Genomic DNA, 21,181 nt, shown 5'->3' on the forward strand with positions numbered 1-21,181 from the left:
GGGGCTACCTCCCGGCATGGCATTGCGCCTGCTGCGCTACGCGCAAAATGGAGTGCAGCAGGCGCATGTTCAGGCTTGTCTGGCTGCGGAACTGCCCCTTATGGGCGGCCTCGCTCTGATCCAGCTCGTAGCAGGTGGTGTTTTCTATATCTATGAGAATGCCGGGCAGGCCCATGCGGTCAAAATCTTCCGCATGTTTGATGTAGAATGGCTGGCAGCAGCAGCCGATGAAGGCGGACACGCCTTGCCCCTTGAGCTTGCCCAGTTCTTCCATGAGATCTTCAAAGTTGGTTATGCAGACCGTGCGCAGTTTGCGCTCATGCCCCAGAGCCCAGGCTTCGCCCACGGAACATTCGCCGCAGGCGCGGCAGGCCTTGGTAAAGCGGAGGTCGCAATCCTTGAGTTTTGCGCAATAGGGCAGCAGGAGAGCTTGCGGCCCGGCGGCCAGCACCTGATCAAAATTGCCGTTGGTGGTGAAGATGCGGTTGCAGTGTTCAATCGGTATGCCGTGGCGGGCAATGTCGGCTTTTTCCATGGCCATGCGCAGGGGAATGCAGATGTCTTCCGCATTCATGTCGGGTATGGCGATATGCCCCTCGTTGAAAAAGTCGTGGATGATGCCGCAGAGGTGCTCCGTATTCAGGGGCTGTCCGCGCAGGGCAGCCTCAAGGTCAAAGAGGGCACGCGCGGGAAAAGACAGGAAGTCTCCGGTAATAAATACGTTTTTAAGAACTCGGCGCGGCATGTTGAGCTGCATGGTCACGCGCACAAGGCCGTAGGGCGATTTGCGCGCTCCTTGCACCACCTCTGTTTTTTCATAGGTGGGGCGCACCATGTCTATCCATTCCTGCGACTGAAAATAGGGCAGGCGCTCGGCAAGCTTGTCTTCCTCCTCGGCGGTCAGGCCGCCGGGCACGAGGTTTATGCCCATGTGCCGCTCAAAGGCATCGGCAAGGGCAGCCTTGATATCGGCGCTGGCTGGTACGCGCCCAAGCTCCCACGCCAGACAGGTGACGCGCTTTTTGACGGAATCAATTTCCTTGGCTTTCAGCTTTTCCACAGGCACGCGCAGGCATTTGAGCATGGTTTCCACGTCAAAATCCACCAGCAGCGTACCCTGGAACAGAAAGGCCGCGTCGCAGTCCGTACCGCCTGTGCCGGATATCTTGCGGCCAGCAACTTCTATGTCGTTGCGGGGGCGAAATGCTGCGTCAATGCCCATGCCGCGCAGGGCAGTGACGGTTGGCTCGCACAGGCGGCGGAACAGATTGGCGTTGGGAATGCCCACGCCAAAAAAGGCTTTGTCGCAGATAAGCTCCCAGCCGATCTGGTTTTCATCAAACAGCAGGCCGCCGCCGCCCGTGATGCGGCGGTTGATGTCGATTCCCTGCTCGCGGCAGTAGGAAAGGCGGATTTCTTCCTGAATGGACTGGTGAAAGCCCACCAGCACAGTTGCCGGTTTGAACTGCAAAAAGCGCAGCGTATCCTGTGAGCGGCCACTGCCGCGAATTTCAAGCAGCACCTCGTCAAGGGCCATGTTTTCCGCCGCCGTAAGCGGCGGCAAATCAAGCAATCGCCACTGCATATGCGCCTCCTGATCGGGTGTACGCGCCTCTTGCAGTCCGGATTACCCTTTCCGCGCTGTACACCCCGTTTGTGCTGCGTTTTGTTGTTCCTGCGCTGCCCGCCGGCATGCCACAATGTCGTTGGGGCATTACGCCTGCGCTAATGCCGTCGCCTGAACTGCTTGTGCCGTGCTGTCTGCCCTGGCTTTTGCCTCACTGGCGTGCGCCTGGAGCGAGCGGGCCACAAGCTGACTCATGTCCAGCACTTCTATGTTCACCTTGTTGCGCTTGGCATAGGTGGTCATGGTGCGCACGCACTGCTGGCAGTTGGTCACAATGGCCTGCGCTCCGGTGCGTACGGCTTCTTCAACCTTGCGCTTGGACATGGCCGCCGAAAGATCGGGGTCGATCATTTCCAGGTTTCCGCCGCCGCCGCAGCACAGGCAATGCCGCCTGTTATGCTCCATTTCCACAAGCGTCAGGCCGGGAATGCGCGCCATGACCTCGCGCGGCTCGTCAAACACGCGCCCGCCGCGCCCCAGATCGCAGGGGTCGTGGTAGGTCACTGTCATGGGCAGCTCGCCAAGGGGCAGCCTGTTTTCAAGCACGAGCTGCATGACCATTTCAGAGGCATGCGCCAGCTCGAATTCCGGCGGGTAGGATTCGCGCCAGATCTGGTAGCAGGAGGGGCAGGTAAACACGACCTTGCGCGCGCCCCGCGCCTTCACAGCCTCCACATTATGCTTGATGATGGCGGGCAGATCGGCGCTCTGGCCGGAACCCACAAGGGGGAAGCCGCAGCACCATTCATCGCCTGCCATGATGGTGAAATCCACGCCTGCGGCTTCCAGAATTTCCACAAAGGCCATAGGTATTTTTTGCGCCAGCGGAAAGTACGCGCCTACGCAGCCAGTAAAATAGACCACTTCAGCCCTGGCTTTCTGCCCGCCGCCCTTGGGGGGCTTGCGCATGTCGTCCACCCAGTCGCCGCGTTCGTCGTTGTCTTCGGCAAAGACGTTGTGGCTGTCTTCAAGGTTGGTGCGGATCATGCGGATTTTTTCCGGGGCGTCGCCCGTGCGCGAAAGTTCTTCGCGCAGGGCGAGCCACAGATTTTTAAGGGGCAGGCCAGCGGGGCATACTTCCTCGCAATCGCCACAGAGCGAACAGCGAAACACCGAAGTGCCGTATTCCTTGAGGCGTTCCGGCGTGGCCACAGGTTCGCGCCCCAGCACTTCGCCCAAGGCCCGCCAGAGGAAACTGCGGTCGCGCAGGAGCTTTTTCAGGTTGTCCATACGCACCTGAGCCGAAAGATCCGCGTCGCCCGATGCCGCCACCGCCGGACACACTGTCAGGCACTGCCCGCATTCGGTGCAGGCGTCGAGCGCCATGCGCTGTCGTATGCTGAATGCTGTGTGACGCATGATTTAATCCTTTTTGAACTTCTTGATGTCCTCTTGCAGCCATGCTTCAAGAACGTCCTTGCCGCCGTGAATGAGGGTATTGATCTGGCTCATGTCGGCGGGCTTGATCCTGTACATCCAGCCCTTGCCGTAGCAGTCGCCGTTGATGAGGGTTGGGTTGGCCTCCAGCTCTTCGTTGACTGCCGTGATTTCGCCGTCGGCGGGGCTGTAGACGGTGCCAAGCCATTTGCCCGATTCCACCTTGGCGAACTTTTTCCCGGCGGTGACGGCCTTGCCCACAAAGGGCAACTGCACAAACACGATCTGGCCTGCCAGCTTTTCGGCAAAGTCGTCCATGCCAATGACCAGTTCGTCGCCGTCAACGCGGGTCCAGAAGTGGTAGTGGTCGTAGTACAGTTCCTCGGGCATGTTGTATCCGGCAATTTCCATGATTAACTCCTTAATGTGATGGGTTAGGCCTTAGTGGCGGCCGCGAATGGTCTGAACAAGCAGGAACAGGGGAGCCGTGAACATGTGCCGCAACTGGCTGAAGGGTATGTAAGCCACCGTCAGCGCGGTCAGCACCGCATGAACGTACCAGCCCCAGCCGTAGATGCGCGCCAGCGTTGCCTGCCCAAGGGGAGCGAGCCCCAGTGCCAGCGCATGCCCGGCAAAGGCATAGCCGCTACCTTCTGGCATGCCCGTGAGGGCGATGCGCATGCCTTCAAGCACAAAGCCCGTAAGCGTGATGCCCAGCAGCAGATACAGCGCAAGCCAGTCGTGGCGCGGCGCGTTTGCAGCAGCGCTCTTTTCGCGCCGCCACAGCACGGCGGCCAGCAACAGGCCCAGCAACAGGGCAAGCCCGCTCAGATCAAAGAGGAAGGCTCCAGCACCCCAGTTTTTGTCCAGCAGCAGCCAGGGCCATTTCTGCGCGGGCGACAGAAGCGAACCCGTCAGACCCAGCAGACCCCAGACAAAGCGGAACAGGAAGGGGAAGAATATGAGCGCATGCACGGCCCAGCGCAGGGGGGATTCGCGATAGAGCCGCCGTTGCAGAAAGACATCGCAGCACAGGGCAGCCCAGCGGTTTTCCGCGCTTGCGTGCTGGTGCGGCGCGGGGCAGCCGTGGCTCTGGCCCGTTGCGGCATCCGCAGCCGTATCTGTAACCTTTTGCGGCGATCCCTTGCCCAGATTGGCGCAAGAGAACCAGAACAGCCCCATGCCAGCAAAGACCAGCACAAATATACCAAGGCCGATCTGGACGGGGGTATCCTGCACACTGAATGTAGCCGCGTGGCACCCCATGCAGAGCACGCTCTTGGGCGGCAGAATGGCGTTGGCGGCGCCAACCTTGCCGTTGCCCGCAAAGCCGTTTGTGGAGCCGCCAGCGGCAGCTGGGCCGGCGCTGTGGCAGCGCACGCAGGAGGCAGTGCCGCTGGCAAGGGTCATGGAGTGCACATTGAGCGGCCCGGAATTGATGACATAATCAACCTTGCCGTCCTTGAGCACCGGGGTAACGCCGGAAAGATGGCACGCGCCGCAGCTCACATTGCTGTGGGCATCATGGATTTTCTTTTCGTCATGCCTTGTGTGGCAGGTGAGGCAGTTGACGCGCTCCTGCCTGTTGTGAGGATACCGTGCCGCATCCTTGTGGCAGGTGAGGCAGTTCATGTCCCCGTGGGTCATGGATTTCATGCCCTCGGCGGAGATTCTGGGCATGGCCCCGGCAGGCGTGGCAGCGTTTGATTCCGGCCCGTGGCAAGAGAGGCACATAACCGGCCCCTGCGGTTCCTTGCCCTTGTTGAAGGCCACAGGCGCTGCTTGGGAACCGCCCTGGGGCTTGGCGGTAGAGATTGCCGCGCCAGCGGCAATACCACTAGCGGGAAGCATGCCCTTGCCGGTTTTGAGACCGTGGCAGGAAAGGCAGGCGGCCACATCGGGCGCTGGTTTGGGCAGGTCTGTCTGAGCCTTGTGGCATACGCCGCAGGATTGGCTCATGTCGCCCGCAGGGCGCAGGCCCTTGGCTCTGGCCTCGGGCGCGAGAACATAGTGCGGGTTGTGACAGGTAATGCAGTTGTTATAGTCCTGCGTTTTCATTACCGGTTTGCCGCCGTGCATCCCTTTTGCCAGATTATCTTCAACGTCGCCGTGGCATTGCAGGCAGGTTTCCCGGTCAAATGCCGTACTGGCGGGCTTGTTGAGTTTGTCGGCCCATGGGTGCTGGTGATCGGCCTGCTCAGCGTGGCAGTCTGCGCACGACATGTTGGCGTGGGCAGAGGCATGAAAGCCAGATTCATCAATAAACCACGTTCTGGCCGGCCTGACCTCGGCGTTCTGCTGGTCACTGGCCGCATGGGCGGGCAAGGCAGCCGCTGATAGCACGATACAGGCCGCTATCATGCAGGCCGCAACAGCATGGGCCGTCAGCGTACGGGCCGCCTGAAACATCGGGGCGGCCATGGTTTGGCCGCGTTTGCGCATCCTCAGCTTCATACGTTTCTCCTCAGCACGCTTCGCAAGTATTGGCAGCCAGCGGGGCCGCGTCTGTCAGACTGGTCAGCATGGCCTCCGCGCGGTACGAACTGCGCACCAGCGGGGCGGAAGCCACGCCTGTAAAGCCCATGGCAAGGGCCGTTGCCTTCCAGTGGTCAAATTCGTCAGGGGCCAGATGCCGCGCCACAGGCACGTGCGCGCCAGAGGGCGCAAGATATTGCCCAAGCGTCAGAAAGCGGCAGCCGTGCGCCAGCAGATCGGCCAGGGCGAGGCGGATTTCGCTCCATGTTTCGCCAAGGCCCAGCATGATGCCGGATTTTACGCGCAGACCTTGATTGGCAGCGTATTGCAGCACTTCAAGTGAAGTTTGATAGCTGGCCCCAGGGCGCACCTGAGCAAAAAGCCGCCGCACGGTTTCAAGATTATGGTTGAACATGTCGGGGCGGGCGGCGCACACCGCCTCAAGAGCGTTGCGGTCGCCCTGAAAGTCCGGCACCAGCACTTCAATGCTGGTCTGCGGGCTTGTGCGGCGTATGGCCTTGATGGTGCGCACAAAATGATCCGCGCCGCCGTCCGGCAGGTCGTCTCGCGTTACGGAGGTAATGACCGCATGGTGCAGCCCCAGCCTGTGCACGGCCTGCGCGACGTTGTCCGGCTCGGATGGATCAAGAGGCGCGGGCGATCCCTTGGCAACGGCGCAGTAGCGGCAGCCTCGGGTGCATCTGTCGCCCATGATGATGAAAGTTGAAGTGCCGCGCGAATAGCATTCGCCCTTGTTGGGGCACTGGGCCTCCTGACACACGGTGTGCAGGTTGAGGTCGGCCAGCATGTTCTCCACCGGGCGTATCCCGGCATCAGGCCGCAGGGAAACAGTCAGCCAGGCCGGTCGGCTTGCAGCCAGCCCGGTGCGGGGTGCAAAGTCGAACTCGCGGGCAAAGGCCTGTACAAAACGGCGCGAAACTTCGGCAAAATCAACCTGACTTCCAAACTCGGCAGCCATGGAGGTAATGCGTTCCGCCGGGTTGCCGCAGGGGGTAATGAGGCGGAACCAGTTCACATCGGTATTCACGTTCAGGGCCATGCCGTGAAAGGTCACCCATTTGCGCACGGCCACGCCCACGCTGGCAATTTTGCCGCCGTTTACCCACACTCCGGGGCCGTGGACACCCAGTTGCGGCTCAAGCCCGAAGGAGCGCACCACCGAGGCGATGGCTGCCAGCAGTTTTTTCATATACAGGTGCAGGTCTTTTTGCCGCAGGCGGATAACAGGATAGGCCACAAGCTGGCCGGGACCGTGAAAGGTCGCCATGCCGCCGCGTTCTACCCAGTAGAGCCCGACTCCCTGACGCTGCAACTGCTCCTCGGTCACGTGCAGATGGGCCGCCGTGCCCCCACGCCCCATGGTGATGACAGGCTCGTGCTCAAGCAGCAGGAGGGTATCGTCCACGGCGTCGCTGACGCGCGACTCCACGCGGCGCTTTTGAAAATTCAGGGCTTCGCCGTATTCGATGCGCCCCAGATCCAGCACCTCCAGCGAAACAGGCTGGTCGGGCGCGGAGCTGGCATCGGTATCTGGCTGGCAAACGGGTAAGGCGGACATGGCTGCTTCCTTGTAATGCAGAACAGATTCGGCTTGTTTACGGCGGGGGGCCGGGGAGGCCTGTACCCCGGGCCCAACGGCCCCCCGCCGGTTCCTTCAACGGCGTCAGCCCCGCTTGGGCAGGTACAAGGCCCACCCGGCGGCATCGCGCGCGGCATCGACAACAGTTTCGCAAAAGGCCGGATGCACGCGGAAGCCCTTGGCGAACTCGCGCACCGTGCATTCAAGCTGCATGGCAAGCACCGCCTCGCCGATCAGCTCGGAAGCATTGCTGCCCACGATGTGCACGCCCAGGATTTCGCCCGTGTCGGCATCGGCAACCATTTTTACTGCGCCGTCCACTTCGCCGCGCAACATGGCATAGCCGTTGATGGAATATGGAAAACCACCCACTTCAACCTCGTAGCCCTTGCGCTCGGCCTGTTCTTCAGAAAGGCCCACGGAGCCCATTTCCGGGCTGCCCCAGATGGCGCGCGAAACAAGGTGGCAGGGGAACTTTGCGGACACGCCCATGCTGTTTTCCGCCGCGCAGATGCCCATGGCAGAGGCCGCGTGGCTGAGCATCCAGCCGCCCGTGCAGTCGCCAATGGCAAAAATGCTCGGGCAGGCTGTGCGGCACTGCTGGTCAACGGATATGCCGCTATCTTCATTGAATTTAACGCCCAGAGCTTCCAGGCCCAGATTGGCGGCAACAGGTTTGCGGCCAGATACCAGCACCCTGTCGGCCTCAACGGTCTGTTCCTTGTCGCCGCTTTTGAGAGTGCAGGTCTTGCCCGCAACCTTGACAAGGGTGTGGCGGGCAATGATCTGCACGCCGCGCTCGCGCAGGGACTGGGACATGCGCTGGCTGGAATCCTGATCTTCGTCAGGCAGAATGCGCGGGCCAGGCACGGCAAAGATGACCTTGCTGCCAAGGATGCTCAGCAGGGTAGCCATTTCAACGCCGATATAGGTGGGATCGGTAATAAGCACCGAGGCCGGAGCTTCCGTCATGTCCAGCAGCTGGTCTGTGGTAAAGGCGGCCTGATCCAGACCGGGAACATCGGGCTTTGCAAGGGTGCTGCCCGTGGCGATAATGATGCTTTTGGCTTCAACCTTTTTGCCCGCCACATCCACAGAGGTGGGCGAGGTCACAACGGCCATGCCGGGGATCACTTCCACGCCGTTGTTGGCGAGCAGCGCTTCCATACCCATGCGGATATCGTTGGAAACACCCTGCTTGCGGGCCAGAACAGCGGTAAAATCCAGCTTGCCCACAGTGAGTTCCAGACCAAATTCGTCAGCCTTGCGCGACTGTTCCAGCAGGGTAGCGGCGCGTAGCCATATCTTGCTGGGAATGCAGCCGCGCATAACGCAGGTGCCGCCCATGTTGCCGCCTTCCACCAAGGCCACCTTGCCCTTGAGCTGCGAAGCGCGAATGGCCGCAGCATAGCCGCCGGGGCCGCCACCTATGACAACTACATCGTACATTGTGTTCTCCTGATCTGTGCTGGTTGCTGTATGGGCGCGCATTGACGCAGCCCTGCCGGGAATGCCCTAGAAAAGCAGCAGGGCCGGTTCCGCCAGATATTCCACAAGTGTCTTCAAAAATTCTGCTGCGGGCGCGCCGTCTTCAACGCGGTGGTCAAAGGTGAGGCTCAAGCCCATCATGGAACGGGCCACCACGGCCCCCTCGCGGATAACGGGTTTTTCCACCACGCGGCCCACGCCCAGGATTCCCGTTTCACCGGGCTTGAGAATGGGCGTGAAGAAATCCACCACGGAATGCGCCATGTTGGTGATGGTAAAGGTGCCGCCGCTCATGTCGTCGGGCGTCAGCTCGCCCTTGCGGGCGCGACCAGCAAGCAGGCGGGCTTCCCTGGCTATTTCAGTCAGGGTCAGCCTGTCCGCATGGTGCAGCACGGGCACCATCAGGCCCTCGGGCAGGGCCACGGCCACGCCCATATGCACCTCGCCGTGACGGGTGATGGTTTGCCCGTCAAAGGTTGCGTTCATGCGCGGGTGCTTTTTCAAGGCCTTTGAAACGGCCAGAATGAGCATGTCGTTCATGGAAAGGCGGAAGTCTTTGTTCTTTTTGTTGCGGGCCTTGAAGTCGTTGATGATATGCACGCAGGCGGTTACATCAGCTTCGCTCACAAGGGTGAGCTGGGCGGAGTTTTGCAGGCTGCCCAGCATGTTGTCGGCAATGATCTTGCGCATGCCTTCCATGGGCACGGAGCTTGGCTCGCTGCTGCAAACGGCGCTGGCGCAGGTTGGCTGAGACGCATTTTGGGCCGCCGCAGCGAACTTTTCCGGGTGCAGGGCGCGGTCAACATCTTCGCGCACGATCTTGCCGCCTTCGCCCGTGCCTGTGAGGGTAGAGATATCCAGCCCTGCCTTGGCGGCCACGGCGGCGGCAAGGGGCGTGATTTTGATTTTGCCGATAACTTCGTGGCGGGCCTGCACGTCGCGCTCAACAATCCGGCCTCCGGGGCCTGAACCTGCGATGCAGCCAAGGTCAATGCCAAGTTCACGCGCCAGCCGCCGCGCGGCGGGAGACGCTATCCCGCCAGTGCCAGAGGGTTGCACGGCGGCTGACGCGTTGGTCTTTGCGGGCTTGGGCGCGCCCGCTTCCGCAGTGGCGGAAGCGGGGGAGTCAGACGCGCCTTCAACCCGGGCGATTGTTTCACCAGGTTCGGCCAGGATGCCAAGCACGGCACCCACGGCCACTTCCTGTTTGGGCTGCACCACAATCTGGAAGAGCACGCCGTCGGCGGGGCTTTCCACCTTGTTGGTGATTTTGTCGGTTTCCACTTCAAACAGATCATCGCCCTGCTTGACTGCGGCGCCTTCGGCCACAAACCATTTGGAAACCTTGCCGGTCTTCATGGTCAGACCAAGTTTCGGCATGGCAAGTTCTATGCTCACTGCTGTTCTCCTGCGATGTTGTGTGTTGGGGCGGAAGGCTGCCTTTTTGCCGTCAGCCGGGCCGATGCCGTCAGCGGTAAACCATGCCGCCGTCAATAAGCACGGCCTGTCCGGTCATGTAGTCGGAGTCCGGCCCTGCCAGATAGGAAACAAAGGCGGCTACGTCTTCCGGTGTTTCGGGGCGGCCAAGGGCTATGCCTTCGCAGTATTTCTTGTAGGTTTCGCCCTTTGGGGCGCCTGTGATCTTTGAAAAGCCCTCGTCAATGGCAATCCACATGTCGGTGCCGACAACGCCTGGGCAGTAGGCGTTCACGGTGATGCCGCTTGAGGCAAGCTCCCGCGCCGCCGCCTGTGTAAGGCCGCGCACCGCGAACTTGGTGGCGCTGTACGCGCCGATAAGGGCAAAACCATCGTGCCCGGCAATGGAAGATGCGCTGATGATCTTGCCCTTCTGCTTGCGGGCCATGAATTTGGTGGCCGCAGCCTGAATGCCCCAGAGCACGCCGTTGACGTTGATTCTGAAGATGCGTTCAAACTCCTCGGGGGTGACGTCCAGCAGGGCCTTGACCTGAGCAATGCCCGCGTTGTTGATCATCACGTCAAACCCGCCCAGTTCCTTTTCCGCATGGTCCACAGCGGCAAAGACCTGCGCGCGGTCGCTTACATCGGCAATAAAGGTGGTGGCCTTGCGGCCAAGGGCGCGTATTTCACCCGCTGTGGCAGCCAGTTTGTCCGCGTTCATGTCCACAAGGCAGATATCCGCGCCGTCATTGGCCAGGCGCAGGGCTATGCCGCGCCCTATACCCTGGGCGGAACCGGTAACCAGAACAACTTTGCCGTTAATCGCCATAATCGTATCCTCCGTGTTGCCGCATGACCGGCGCAAATTGTCGCAAACCGGGCATGTCGTGGATGGCAGCACCCTGCGGGCCGCACACTGCTTGTTGCATCAGGCAAAAATTCCATCGCCGCTGGCATTGCCAAGGCCGGGATGAATATCGAAGCGCACAACGCCCACAGGCACCTTGACCGCCCGTGCGACCATGGCCGCGCCCTCGTAGCCAAAGCCGCCGCACAGCTCGATGGCAACGCAGCCGTCTTCTTCCACGGCCTTCTGCGCCGCTTCAACGGCCTCCCTGTAGGATGTCACGCCAATGGTCAGCAGTTCCACTCCGGGGGTGCGCGTCCAGCTGCGGTGCTCGGCCTTGACGCCGTTGCCTTCGCCACGCGGGCTCAGAAAAATGAATGCGGCCTTGAGTTTCATAAACATGCTCCTGGTGTTGGGGTGATCAGGCATGATGCAGATATGCCGCCTAGTTGGCGTAGCAGACCTGCGCGCCGCGCAAAAACAGCCCTCGCTGCCGGGCGTATTCCATGACGCGGGCCACATCCACCACGCGCATGGTGTCTTCTGACAATCGTATGCTGGCGCTCTGCCCGCGCCGAACCTCCACCTCGCGCTCGCCGTCCAGCGCCAGCACACAGGGGGTAAGCCCCACTGGCACATCGTCGCCCGGCAAAAGCTGGCGCACGCGGGAAACGCCCACGTCGGCAAACAGGCCGGGGCCGATTGCGGCGCGCACGCGGCAGGCAAAATCTGGGTCAAGATCAAGTGCCAGGCCGCGTGGTTCTTCGGGCGAGATGCTCATGAGCTGCCCGGCTACAGTTGAGAGGCCAATGCTGTCTGGCCGGCAGCGGGAAACGACTATCTGGCTGACTCTGGTGATGTCCCAGATGGCGCGGGAGCCAAGAAAGAGGTCGTCGTACACCGCCACATCAACCAGAGCGATATCTCGGAACTGACCGTCCACGTGCACTTCAAGCAGGCTGGCCTCGCGGCAGCCTTCGTCAATGGTTACGCCGCCGCAGGCCAGCACGCCTGCGGCGAGGCCAGCCACGGTTGCTTCGGCCATGACAGGAAAAACGTTGTTGGTGCCTGTGGAGAGCGGCAGGATGGGCGTTTTGCGCGCGCCCTTGCAGGCGGCGCGGCTTGTGCCGTCGCCCCCCATGACGATGATGACCGCAACCCCCTCCTGCTGCATGAGGGCGGCGGCGTTGACGGTATCCTCTTGCGTATTGTGCTGGTAAATATCCACCGGAGCCACGTTCACAGGCGTTTCCAAAGCTTCCAGATCGCTCAGGGCGCGCGGCACGATGCCGTAGCCCTCGGGCATATACAGAACATCACGTACCCCGGCGGCGGCCAGACCAACCAGAATGCGTCGCACCATGCGAACCTTCTCCTGATTGTCAAAAACGCTGCCGTGCGCGACGATGCGGCGTATATCTTTGCCTGATGCCGGATTGGCGATAATGGCTGCTTTCACGTTGACTCCGGTGGATGTAGTGCGCAGGCCGGGCCTGCCGCAGTGCTTGCAATGGCTGTTGCAATCCCGTGTCGCCGCTGCGGGGCAGGCATTGTGCCTGTGCCTGCCCCTTGAACGCGGCTGAATTAACGCAGCGACTTGACCGCAGCGACGATCTGATCCGCGCCGGGAATGTAGGCCTTTTCCAGCGGCGGGCTGAAGGGGACGGGGCAATAGGGAGCGCCAACGCGCACGATGGGCGCGTCCAGATAGTCCAGAGCTTCCTCGGCCACCATGGCGGCGATTTCCGCACCGGCTCCGGCGGTTTTGACGGCTTCGTGCGCAACCACAAGGGCGTGGGTTTTCTTGACGGAATTAAGGATGATGTCCTTGTCGAGCGGCACCAGACAGCGGGGGTCCACCACTTCGGCGCTGATGCCCTGAGCAGCCAGGGTTTCTGCGGCCTGAAGGGCGGAGTGAACCATGAGTGACGTGGCCACAATGGTTACGTCCGTGCCTTCGCGCTTTACTTCGCCCTTGCCAAGCTCAATGGGTGTGGCCTCGTCTCCCACTTCGCCTTCCACGCCGTACAGGATTTTGTGTTCAAGAAAGACCACGGGATTGTCGTCGCGAATGGCGCTGATGAGCAGGCCCTTGGCGTCTGCCGGAGTGGAGGGAATGCATACCTTGATGCCGGGAATGTGCATGAACCATGCTTCAAGGCTCTGCGAGTGCTGGGCCGCAGCGCCCACGCCAGCGCCCTGAGGCATGCGCAGCACCATGGGCACCTTGGCCTTGCCGCCAAACATGTAGTGCATCTTGGCGGCCTGGTTGAAGAGCTGGTCAAAGGCGACGCCGATAAAGTCCACAAACATCAGCTCGGCCACAGGGCGCAGACCGGCTGCGGCGGCACCGGCGGCAGCGCCCACAATGGCGCTTTCCGTGATGGGGGTGTCGCGCACGCGGCGTTCGCCAAATTTGTCAAAAAGGCCCTGAGTCACGCCAAAGCAGCCGCCGAACTTGCCCACGTCTTCACCGATGATGAACACGTTCTCGTCCCGCTCCATCTCCTGACGCATGGCATCGTTAAGCGCCTGCAGGTAGGTTTTGATCGCCATATTTTTCTCCATTCTGAAAAATCTGAAGGTGGTTTCCGCAATTTCCGGCAAACGCTTTAGGCGTACACGTCTTCCAGCAGGTCTTCCGGCTTGGGGAAGGGGCTGTCTTCCGCAAACTTGACGGCGGCTTCAATTTCAGCGGCCACAGATGCGGTGATGGCGTCCAGTTCCGCCTGCGTGGCGGTGCCGGACTCCACCAGCTTTTTGGCAAAACGCGGAATGGGATCCTTGGCCTTCCATTCTTCCAGTTCCTTTTCGCTGCGGTACACGCAGGCATCGCCCTCGAAGTGGCCGCGCCAGCGGTAGGTCTTGCATTCCACAAGCGATGGCCCCTGGCCCTTGCGCGCGCGTTCCACGGCCATGGTCACGGCTTCGTACACGGCGAGTACATCGTTGCCGTCAATGACAACGCCGGGCATGTCGTATCCGGCGGCACGGTCGGCAATGTCGGTGATGGCCATGGATTTGCTCTGCGGGCAGGAAATGCCGTAGCCGTTATTTTCATTGATAAAGATAACGGGGAGCTTCCAGGCGCTGGCCATGTTCAGCGATTCCTGCGTGGTGCCCTGGTTGGACGCGCCATCGCCGAAAAAGCAGGCGCATACGCCCTTGGTGTCCTTGTACTGGCAGCTGAAGGCCGCGCCCACGGCAAGAGGCCCGCCGCCGCCCACAATGCCGTTGGCGCCAAGAATGCCGATGTTGAAGTCGGCAATGTGCATGGAGCCGCCCTTGCCCTTGCAGTAACCGGTGGAACGGCCATAGATTTCGGCCATCATGAGCTTGAGGTCGCCGCCCTTGGCCAGGCAGTGCCCGTGGCCGCGGTGGGTGCTGGTGATCATGTCCGTCTGCTTCAGCGCGGCGCACGCGCCTGTGGCTACGGCTTCTTCACCAAGGTAGAGGTGAACGAATCCGGGTATTTTGCCAGCTGCAAAAAACTTTTGCAGCTCGCTTTCAAAAAGGCGGATCTTGGTCATGGTGCTGAACATTTCCAGCAGAACCTTTTTGTCGGGATGTTTCATGGTACTCTCCTCAGATTGCTGATTGTGGTGCCGACTCAGTCAATATCTACCGACACGGTCAGGGCCGCGCAGGCCAACACGATGTCGCTGCAACCGGGGCTGAAGCAGGCAACTTCAAGGCCAGGGGTGCGCAAGCCGCCCGTAACGACTTCAATGCTCTTTTCTCCGATGGGGATGGCGGCAAGCACTGCTTCCTTGTCCACCAGATCCGGCTCTGGCACGGCAATACGCGCATGCACATGCACGCCCTGAAACGAACCGCGTCCAAGTATCTCCACCAGGCCGCACAAACAACTGCGCGAAATGGCGTCCTTGACTGCCCGGGTGGAGGCCTTGGTCATGTTTGCGCCGTGCAGATCGGCCCCGGTGCCCAGTTCAACCACGTAACGTTGCAGCATTGGATTCCTCCGCTGGCTAGCCCAGCATGCGCACGGGCTGTTCAAGCATGTCCGCAAGGGTGCGCAGGAAGCTCATGGCCGGGCCGCCATCGGTGACCATGTGGTTGAAGGTGAGGGAAAGGGTCATCATTTTGCGCACGCAGACCTGACATTCAAAGACGCCCGGCTTTTCCACCACGCGGCCAACGCCGAGGATGCCTGTTTCCGGCGGATTGAGGATGGGGGTAAAGCCATCCACGCCAAGCATGCTCACATTGGAAATGGTAAAGGTGCCGCCGGAAATCTCGTCCATGGAGAGGCCGCCCTTGCGGGCACGGCTGGCGGCATCGCGCACCTTGGCCTTGAGTTCTTCAAGGCTGAACGTGTCCGCATTCTTGACGTTGGGAACAATGAGGCCCGTATCGAGCGAAACGGCGATGCCAAGGTTCACATGTTTGTGCATGTGGACGCCGTCTGCCTGTAGGGTGGTGTTCATGACGGGGTGCTGCCTGAGTGCGCGGCACACGGCAAAAGCGATGATGTCGTTGAACGAGAGGCGGTATTCCGGATCTTTTTTGTTGCGGGCCAGCATGGTGTCGCGCAGGGCAACCATTTCAGTAACGTCGGCTTCCACAAAAACGGTCAGTTGCGCCGCGTTTTGCAGGCTGGCCTGCATGTTGTCAGCTATGAGCTTGCGCAGGCCGTCCATGGGGATGACTTCGTCCGCATCAGCCTCAGGGGTGGAGCAGGGTTGCGCCGGGGCGGCGCTGACCGGGGCCGGGGCTTTTGCGGCTGCTTCGTGGGCGGCGCGAACATCCTTTTCTGTAACAATACCGTCGCGCCCTGTGCCCGTTACCGTTGCCAGATCAACGCCCAGCTCTTTGGCGGCCTTGCGGGCTGCGGGCATGGCGCGGACTTCTCCTTGCGCCGTGCCGGCCTGAGCATTCTGCACCTTTGCTCCGGATGCTGCGGGTGCCGGGGAATCGGCAGACACTGCCGCTGCGGCACTGGCGGCCGGTGCGGCCACGGCCTCTCCCGATTCGCCGATGATGCCGATAACCTGCATGACCGGAACAACCTCGCCCTGCGGGCTGACAATCTGCAAAAGCACGCCGCCTGCCGGAGACTCGACCACGTTGGTGATCTTGTCTGTTTCCACTTCCAGCAGAGGTTGCCCCACTGCCACCGCACCGCCTTCGGCCACAAGCCAGCGCGCTATCTTGCCTGTTTTCATGGTGAGGCCCCATTTGGGCATCTGCACTTCGTAGGCCATCCGCTACCTCCTTGCGCCGATGTGGCGCATGCGTTTATGCCTACTGGATTGCAACTCTGATACCACTTTATAACAGGTGATAATAAATGAATAATTTAAAAAACACTTTGTGTGTGTATTTGATAGTGTTCCAAAATCGAACATAACGCTGTTCTGTAAGACCAGTTATGATACACTACAATATACAAAAAATTCATGGAGTTGTTTTTTTAGACATAATATGAATGTAGCCATGCGCAAAGAGCTATTCCATTTTTTCACGGACGGTGCTATTGCTTAAAACAAAGCTGCGGGGTCGCATTATTCAGAAGTGGGGCAGGTGGCCTTTTTAAAGTGGAGAGGCCAGCGAACCGGCATGCTTGTTGAGAGGGCGTGCGCGCCCGGGAGATAAGTCATGTATGTTCTGCAAAGAAATGGCGATGTCTTTGAAATGCGGCAGGAACCCCTGCTGGCGGAAGGCGTCAACCGCACGGGGTTTTTGTTCAACAGCTATAGCGGCGCACCAAGAGCGAATCGGCGGGAAACCTGGGAATCCTTTATAAGAACCGGCAGGATTGTTGATGACAGCCTGCCCCGGCCCATTGCGGCCTCCTGGATGCGTTGCCGCGATCTGGGGGTGGATCCGCTGCTGCCCAAGTGCGCGGAATTTACGCCCATGAGCCAGATCAACGCCCAGGCCGAAATATACGCGGAGCTGGCGGCTGGCGTGGAACGTCAGGTGTATGAGCAGATCAAGGACAAAGGCCTGCTCATGACGGTATCCGAGGCCAATGGCCGGTTGCTGCGCACCTGCGGCAACAAGGAGGTGCTGCTTCAGGCAGACCAGCTTTACTTTGGCCCTGGCGCGGTATGGTCTGAAAGAAGCGTGGGAACCAACGCCATAAGTCTGGCCCTTTCTGACGGCATGCCAGCGCAGGTTATGGGCGAAGAGCATTTTTGCAGCAGCCATCAGGCCTGGGGCTGTTCTGCCGCGCCCATTTTCACGCCCTTTGGGCAACTGTGGGGCTGTTTTGACATTTCCGGGCCAACCAGCGCCGATCACCGTCAGGCATTGTGGCTGGCCGTTGGCGCTGCCCGCGAGATAGAACGCCTGTTGCTCAACGCCTCTCTGAGCAGCATGGAGAACAAATCCCGCACGCTTCTCAGTACGCTCTTCAGTTCCATGCCCATTGGCGTGCTGATGGTGGATGAGGGCGGCATCATCACCTATGCCAATGCGCAGGCGGAGCGCCTGCTGGGCTTTAGCGGCGATGTGCGCGGCGGGCGCGCCGAGGCTTTTTTTGACTACACCCTGTATGCGCGTCAGCAGGCGGAAAAGGGCGGCCAACCCGAGGGTGTTCCCCTGCGTTGCCTGACCAATTCTTCCCTTACAGCCTGCGCCATGCCCTTCATGACGGGCAGGTCAGAAGCGCGCTACACTCTTGTGACCCTTCAGGCCGGAGTAGAGACCTGCCCCGCGCCCATTGCCCCTGTGCCGCATATTCCGCGCCGCGAAGGCACACGCCCCTTTGGCGATATTGTTTACCGTAGCGAAAAAATGACCCGCACAGTTGAGCAGGCACGGCATATGGCCAAAAGCCCTGCGGCGGTTTTGCTGCTGGGCGAAACGGGCACGGGCAAGGAACTGTTTGCACGGGCCATCCACAAGGCCAGCCGATGTTCCGAAGGGCCGTTTGTGGCCGTGAACTGCGGGGCTTTGCCGCGCGAGCTTATCCAGAGCGAACTTTTTGGCTACGAGCGGGGAGCCTTTACCGGAGCAGTGGAAAAGGGGCGTCCCGGCAAGTTTGAACTAGCCGACAAGGGGACTCTGTTTCTGGATGAAATTTCTGAAATGCCGCTGGAAATGCAGGTCAACCTGCTGCGGCCTCTGGAAGACCGCTGCGTCACACGGGTGGGCGGCAAGCAGACCAGAATGGTTGATTTCCGGCTGGTCACGGCCACCAACCGCAATCTTGACGAACTGATGGCTTCGGGCGCGTTTCGTGAAGATCTGTTTTACCGCATCCATGTGCTTGCCCTGGAGATTCCCCCTTTGCGCGAACGCAGGGAAGATATCGCGGTCATTGCAGAATACCATTGCAAACGCCTGTGCCGTACCTATGGGCATCCTTTTGGCGGTTTTTCTGCCGAGGCTTTGCGCGTGATGGAAGATTACGACTGGCCCGGCAATGTGCGCCAGCTTGTGCACAGCGTGGAATTTGCCGTCAACATGGCGCAGGGCGGCTGTATTTTGCCCGCACATCTGCCTGCGCATTTGCAGCCTTGTGCGGATGGAACAGACGCCGCCAGCGGGCAAGCGGACGGGCAAGCCGCGGCGGCCCTGCCCGGAATGACCGATTTTAACCTGGACAATCAGGAGGCCAAGGTCATCCGCTGCGCATTGAAGCATTATAACGGCAACATGCTTCAGGCCGCAAAGGCCCTGGGCATCGGCCGCAACACCCTGTACGCCAAACTGCGCAAGATTGTTCCCGAAGGCTAGTCTTCCACAATAGCCTGTCAGATTACCACAACCCGGCCTGCTCTGAACCGTAAGCCCCACTTATGGGCGCATATGGTCTGGAGCAGGCCTTTTTTATGGCATCTGCGTATGCCTTGGCCTGCATTTTACCGTCTAGTGGCTTGCTGATTCCTCTGTTCCACTTCCGCCCACGATAGCCTTGCCTTGTTCCACTTCAGAACAGTGTCAGCGGCTGCGGTATGCCTGTCTGCATGTGCAATTTTTCTCGATTGAGCCAGGGCAAGGCTTGCCGGGTATGTCCGCTCATCCGCTGCTGGCGCGGATTTTACGGCATGACCTGTGCAAAGAAGGAAGCATTCGGATTCAACATCTAACAAGCGAGGCAGTTATGGCGGAAACCATGCAGGCGGCAGTTTGGCACGGCAAAAAAGACATCCGCGTTGAAACTGTACCCGTTCCCCCCGCTCCGGCTCCCGGTTGGGTTCAGATCAAGGTTGATTGGTGCGGCATCTGCGGCTCGGATCTGCACGAATACCTGGCTGGCCCCATATTCATTCCCACCGAGGCCCCGCATCCGCTTACGGGCAAGCAGGGGAGCGTCATTCTCGGGCACGAGTTCAGCGGCAAGGTTGTGGCGGTGGGCAGCGGCGTTACCAATGTCAAGGTTGGCGACATGGTTGCGCCAGATGCCTGCCAGCACTGCGGCGAGTGTCAGCCTTGCCGCGAAGGGCGCTACAATGTTTGCGAAAAGCTTGCCTTTACGGGCCTGCACAATGACGGCGCATTCGCCCCCTATGTGAATGTGCCTGCGGAATTGTGCTTTATCATGCCCGAGGGTGTTTCGCCCGAGGCCGGAGCAGTCATGGAACCCCTGGCCACGGGCTTTAAGGCCGTGCGTATGGCGGGCAGCATTTTGGGGCTCAATGTTGTGGTGCTTGGGGCGGGAACCATCGGCCTTGGCACCATTATGGCAGCCAAAGCCGCTGGCGCCGGCAAGATTATTGTGCTTGAGATGTCCCGTGCGCGCATTGCCAAAGCAATGGAGTGCGGGGCGGACATTGTGGTGAACCCCAAGGAATGCGACCCTGTTGCAAAAGTGAAAGAACTGACCGGCGGCTCCGGGGCTGATGTTTCCTTTGAATGTATCGGCAACAAGCACACAGGGCCGCTGGCCATAGATGTGCTGCGCAACACCGGAACGGCCATCATCGTGGGTATTTTTGAAGAGCCCAGTTCTTTCAACTTTTTCAGCCTCAGCGGCACGGACAAAAAAGTCATGGGCACGCTGGCCTACACCATTGAGGATTTCAAGGGCCTTGCCGCGCTCATGGCCAAGGGCGTCATCAAGGCGGAAAATCTCATCACCGGCAAGATTGAGCTGAAAGACATCATGGAAAAGGGCTTTCTTGAGCTGATCAACAACAAGGACGAAAATATCAAGATACTTGTGCGTCCCTGACGTGCCCGACGGCGCATCTGAGGGATAATCCTGCTGTTTTGCCACAGTTATTTATGCGCGGCAGGATATGAAAGAGGGGTTGCGGAACGGTCCGGAACCCCTCGGTTCGTTTATGCACCCATGCGCACCAGCATGCGGTCTGGCAGTTTGTATGGGTATTAAACGTTGGCTGTTTTTTTGATCAGTCCGGCATGGCTACAGGTAAAATGCCTTGCGGGTATTCAAACCAGATTGAAATTTGCAATTGTGTTGCCACGGCAACATAAAAATAATGATTTTAGAATATGAATTTTCTTTTTAACTGCACGATGGAGGAATAAGCATGTCTAATATCAGCGCGACATATCTTGGTAATCTTCAGATGGAACTTGTTCATAATCTTAGCGGCACCAAGATTTATACCACGCCAACCCCTGAGCATGGAGGGTCAGGCAAGGCATTTTCTCCCACTGATCTCTGCGCAGCCGCATTGTGTTCATGCGCCATGAGCATGCTGGCAACATATGCGGAAAATCATGGGTTAGATGTGACCGGAACAACACTGGAAGTTTTTAAAGCCATGACAACCGAGGCGCCCAGTCGCATAGGCAGAATCGAAATAGTTTTCAACATGCCCAACCGGGGATTTAGCAGCAAGGACAAGATGGTAATGGAACGGGCAGCAAATACCTGCGGCGTTCATCACAGCCTGCATCCAGATGTTGAGCAGGTATTTACCTTCCGATGGAACGATTAGATCTTTTGCTCTGTATGGAGTGCCTGAAATGCTGGCTGCCGTGGCCATGCCCCTGACGGGTAAAAATACGGAACGTTCAGCATCTGCGCCAGATTCAAGGGATACAGTCCAGGTTTTGAGAGTCGGTCCGATGTGTCGGGCCGGGACGCCATGCTGGTTCATAGCCGTGTGCGGGCGAGCCATGTCAATGGATTTTTTGTGCAGGTTGAGCTTGGCGCGGAGTTTTTTGCTCCCAAAGTTTTTCCTGCTTCGGCGGTTTCAGTTTTGGTCTGGAATTTTAGCGGCTGTTTGCATGATTCATCCATGCCATTGGGCTTGGCGTTCTCCTCTACCGAGCTATGTTATATGCGCTTCTAATTATCCCCTCCACGAAGTATCCCATTGAAAAATAACTGTTCCTGACTTAGATAGAGAAAGGAATAAAGCAGGTTGCCGCTCTGGATCAACTGGGGTGGCACTGCTTTGCT

The 21,181-nt window shown here is 59.6% G+C and carries 17 protein-coding genes; 3 read left to right on the forward strand and 14 right to left on the reverse strand.

Features of this window, described 5'->3' with window-relative positions; translation table 11 throughout:
• Positions 1–4: 4 nt before the first annotated feature.
• From QZ383_RS02455 to QZ383_RS02520, 14 genes are all read right to left on the reverse strand, one after another.
• Entirely contained in the window at positions 5–1,585 is a 1,581-nt protein-coding gene (locus tag QZ383_RS02455; protein WP_291442707.1) for a DUF116 domain-containing protein, read from the reverse strand.
• A 129-nt stretch (positions 1,586–1,714) separates the two neighbouring features.
• Positions 1,715–2,986: a (Fe-S)-binding protein gene (locus QZ383_RS02460; protein WP_291442709.1), complete on the reverse strand. Its 1,272-nt coding sequence runs from the start codon at positions 2,984–2,986 to the stop codon at positions 1,715–1,717.
• A 3-nt stretch (positions 2,987–2,989) separates the two neighbouring features.
• Positions 2,990–3,415 (reverse strand): glycine cleavage system H protein, encoded by a 426-nt coding sequence (locus QZ383_RS02465; RefSeq protein WP_291442711.1) that lies wholly within the window; start codon positions 3,413–3,415, stop codon positions 2,990–2,992.
• A gap of 30 nt (positions 3,416–3,445) precedes the next feature.
• Positions 3,446–5,458, reverse strand: coding sequence for a cytochrome c3 family protein (locus tag QZ383_RS02470; protein WP_291442712.1), 2,013 nt, complete (start codon positions 5,456–5,458; stop codon positions 3,446–3,448).
• A gap of 10 nt (positions 5,459–5,468) precedes the next feature.
• Positions 5,469–7,058 carry a lipoyl synthase gene (lipA, locus tag QZ383_RS02475; protein WP_291442714.1) on the reverse strand — a complete coding sequence of 530 codons (1,590 nt, stop codon included), beginning with the start codon at positions 7,056–7,058 and terminating at the stop codon, positions 5,469–5,471.
• A gap of 105 nt (positions 7,059–7,163) precedes the next feature.
• Positions 7,164–8,528, reverse strand: a complete 1,365-nt coding sequence (gene lpdA, locus QZ383_RS02480) for a dihydrolipoyl dehydrogenase (protein ID WP_291442716.1) — start codon at positions 8,526–8,528, stop codon at positions 7,164–7,166.
• A 66-nt stretch (positions 8,529–8,594) separates the two neighbouring features.
• Positions 8,595–9,965 (reverse strand): dihydrolipoamide acetyltransferase family protein, encoded by a 1,371-nt coding sequence (locus QZ383_RS02485; protein ID WP_291442717.1) that lies wholly within the window; start codon positions 9,963–9,965, stop codon positions 8,595–8,597.
• A 70-nt stretch (positions 9,966–10,035) separates the two neighbouring features.
• The gene (locus tag QZ383_RS02490; protein ID WP_291442719.1) at positions 10,036–10,815 is read right to left on the reverse strand and encodes an acetoin reductase; all 780 of its coding nucleotides are present in this window, start codon (positions 10,813–10,815) and stop codon (positions 10,036–10,038) included.
• 99 nt (positions 10,816–10,914) lie between these two features.
• Positions 10,915–11,229, reverse strand: a complete 315-nt coding sequence (locus QZ383_RS02495; RefSeq protein ID WP_291442721.1) for a DUF6506 family protein — start codon at positions 11,227–11,229, stop codon at positions 10,915–10,917.
• 49 nt (positions 11,230–11,278) lie between these two features.
• Positions 11,279–12,292: an NAD(+)/NADH kinase gene (locus QZ383_RS02500; RefSeq protein ID WP_291442723.1), complete on the reverse strand. Its 1,014-nt coding sequence runs from the start codon at positions 12,290–12,292 to the stop codon at positions 11,279–11,281.
• 125 nt (positions 12,293–12,417) lie between these two features.
• Positions 12,418–13,389 carry an alpha-ketoacid dehydrogenase subunit beta gene (locus tag QZ383_RS02505; RefSeq protein ID WP_291442725.1) on the reverse strand — a complete coding sequence of 324 codons (972 nt, stop codon included), beginning with the start codon at positions 13,387–13,389 and terminating at the stop codon, positions 12,418–12,420.
• 56 nt (positions 13,390–13,445) lie between these two features.
• On the reverse strand, positions 13,446–14,408 hold the full coding sequence (locus QZ383_RS02510; RefSeq protein WP_291442727.1) for a thiamine pyrophosphate-dependent dehydrogenase E1 component subunit alpha: 963 nt from the start codon (positions 14,406–14,408) through the stop codon (positions 13,446–13,448).
• 35 nt (positions 14,409–14,443) lie between these two features.
• On the reverse strand, positions 14,444–14,806 hold the full coding sequence (locus QZ383_RS02515; protein WP_291442728.1) for a Lin0512 family protein: 363 nt from the start codon (positions 14,804–14,806) through the stop codon (positions 14,444–14,446).
• A gap of 16 nt (positions 14,807–14,822) precedes the next feature.
• Entirely contained in the window at positions 14,823–16,058 is a 1,236-nt protein-coding gene (locus QZ383_RS02520; protein WP_291442729.1) for a dihydrolipoamide acetyltransferase family protein, read from the reverse strand.
• A gap of 394 nt (positions 16,059–16,452) precedes the next feature.
• Here QZ383_RS02520 and QZ383_RS02525 point away from each other — a divergent pair, with 394 nt between their 5' ends.
• From QZ383_RS02525 to QZ383_RS02535, 3 genes are all read left to right on the forward strand, one after another.
• Positions 16,453–18,540, forward strand: a complete 2,088-nt coding sequence (locus tag QZ383_RS02525) for a sigma-54-dependent Fis family transcriptional regulator (RefSeq protein WP_291442731.1) — start codon at positions 16,453–16,455, stop codon at positions 18,538–18,540.
• Positions 18,541–18,907: 367 nt separating this feature from the next.
• Entirely contained in the window at positions 18,908–19,978 is a 1,071-nt protein-coding gene (locus QZ383_RS02530) for a 2,3-butanediol dehydrogenase (protein WP_291442733.1), read from the forward strand.
• A 322-nt stretch (positions 19,979–20,300) separates the two neighbouring features.
• Complete coding sequence (locus tag QZ383_RS02535) at positions 20,301–20,714, forward strand: OsmC family protein (protein WP_291442735.1); 414 nt, start codon at positions 20,301–20,303, stop codon at positions 20,712–20,714.
• The last annotated feature ends 467 nt before the right edge of the window (positions 20,715–21,181 follow it).

The sequence above is a fragment of the Desulfovibrio sp. genome (assembly GCF_019422935.1).
In the GTDB taxonomy this organism is placed as follows: Bacteria; Desulfobacterota; Desulfovibrionia; order Desulfovibrionales; family Desulfovibrionaceae; genus Desulfovibrio.